The organism is Staphylococcus simulans (genome assembly GCF_002902285.1).
Lineage (GTDB): Bacteria > Bacillota > Bacilli > Staphylococcales > Staphylococcaceae > Staphylococcus > Staphylococcus simulans.
The window spans coordinates 1-1,965 of sequence record NZ_PPRU01000062.1 but is presented as its reverse complement, the minus strand read 5'-3'; the positions used below and the strand labels follow the sequence as shown (position 1 = coordinate 1,965).

General features: G+C 31.9%; 1 protein-coding gene. It reads right to left on the bottom strand.

What is annotated here, in order from left to right:
- Positions 1 to 439: 439 nt before the first annotated feature.
- Positions 440 to 1,459 (bottom strand): amidohydrolase family protein, encoded by a 1,020-nt coding sequence (locus tag CD112_RS12655; RefSeq protein WP_103364416.1) that lies wholly within the window; start codon positions 1,457 to 1,459, stop codon positions 440 to 442.
- Positions 1,460 to 1,965: the final 506 nt, after the last annotated feature.

Below are 1,965 nucleotides of genomic sequence, written 5' to 3'. Positions count from 1 at the left end.
TTATAAAACATTGTATGTTTAAAACATACAATCGCTCACAAGTTGTATTTTAACAATACTGTCATTACAACCTTATCGCGAGCAAACGTTTTCCTTAAATTATCAATAACCTTTCTAAATATTAAATATGTTTATCATTAATCTTAAATTATTTGATTAAAACAAATAAGTATAACTTTAAATTATTATAGACGAACATAAAAAGTAGAGCCTGTCAAAAATAGAGGCTCTACTTATATTTTTACGAAATATAGACGTCATTATTTACGTGAATTCAAACGCTTTTTTATTATACTTGATTTGTCAAGTATACTTTATTTCATAGACAATAAATACCTGAATGTTTCACGTCAAACCAAATCAACTTTACCTGATCTTTTCATCAAATGTTCAAACTTATTGTACTTATTTTTGTTCTATATAACATAATGCAGTTTATTTAATCTTGCTCTGTATCAACGTTAAATAAACGTTCCGCATTTTGATAAGCAATTTTAGCTTGTTCTGTTGGTGTGAGATTCAATTCATCTAAGAATGTCGTTAATCCCTCTGGTTTTATATACGGGTAATCCGATGCATATAAGATACGATCAATACCGAAATAGTGACGTATCATTTCAAATTGAGGTCTCGATAACATCCCACTCGGCGTGATGTAGAAGTTATTTTTAAAATACGTACTGATAGGTTGTTTTAAATGCTCTGATATGATTGTTTGATCCATACGTTCTAAGAAGAACGGCACAAATTCTCCCCAATGGCCGAGGATGATTTGTAGATTCGGATAACGGTCTAATAATCCTGAAAGTACTAATCTTACCGCATGAATCCCTGTCTCCATATGCCAGCCATAGCCAAATGACGCAAATATTGATGCAGTAACGTCATCATAGCTTGAGCTATTATAATAAGCTTGGTAGACTTCAGACTTAATCGGTTCTGGATGTAAGTAAAGTGGTACATCTAATTCTGCAGCCGCTTCAAATATCCCCTCATACTTTGGATGATCCAAGAACGTACCGTCTTCTCCTCTTCCTGCAATCAACGCACCTTTAAGCCCTAGTTCTTTTACACTTCTTCTTAATTCTTGTGCTGCTGCTTCTGGTTCATTAATCGGCAATACCGCTAAACCTTGAAAACGTGTCGGACGTAAATCCACATACTCTCCTAACACATCATTACATAACTGACATAATTCAATTCCTGCCTGTCCTGTTAAGAGTGAAGGTGCTTCTTTGCCATAAGATAAAACCTGCATACGTACGTTATTGTCATTCATAAATTTCATACGTGTCTTATGTTGGTCTAGATCATCTTCACCATGAAAGTCAGTCTTTTCTTCTAAAGCTGAAAGCATTGTTTCTAACGGTACACCTTTAGGATCTTTCGAAACTAAATTCCTCACTTTTTCTTGTACATCTGTCAGTATATAGTGTTCTTCAACCAAAATTGTTTCCATTTTTTCTTCCTTCTCTCTTCTATATCGTTAACAATCTTTTCCCGAGTTACCTTACATATATGCGATAAGCTTTTCGATAGTTCGTTCTAAGCTGGTCTGTCTCAAAATAAATTCCCATAAGATTATCTTACTTAACATAGTAGTTAATTTTTATAAACTTTCCATTTTCAATGGTAAATGCCATCTCCAACTTACAAAATTTTCTATACCATAAATCGCCATATTAAGCTTGATACATTTAAAATAGTTCCGTTTTCGTGTAATTATAAATTGATACATATAAACTATTTTTTAGATTTTAATGGTAATAATTAAGAATATTACATAGATTACAAATATTACCGTTGTTAAACAATAATGGAGACCTTTATAAAGTGAGACCTATCAACTTTTTCCTGAGTTTTTATAGTGCCTGTTATAAAATTGTCACATTTGCCTGTATATTATGACATTTTAATTATTTAATGCTAATTGATAGGTTTTAACTAAAATCTATTAAATTTTTC

What these genes read in the sequence shown, in the direction of transcription:
- CD112_RS12655 (WP_103364416.1), bottom strand. Translation starts at nt 1,459, where the DNA reads ATGGAAACAATTTTGGTTGAAGAACACTATATACTGACAGATGTACAA.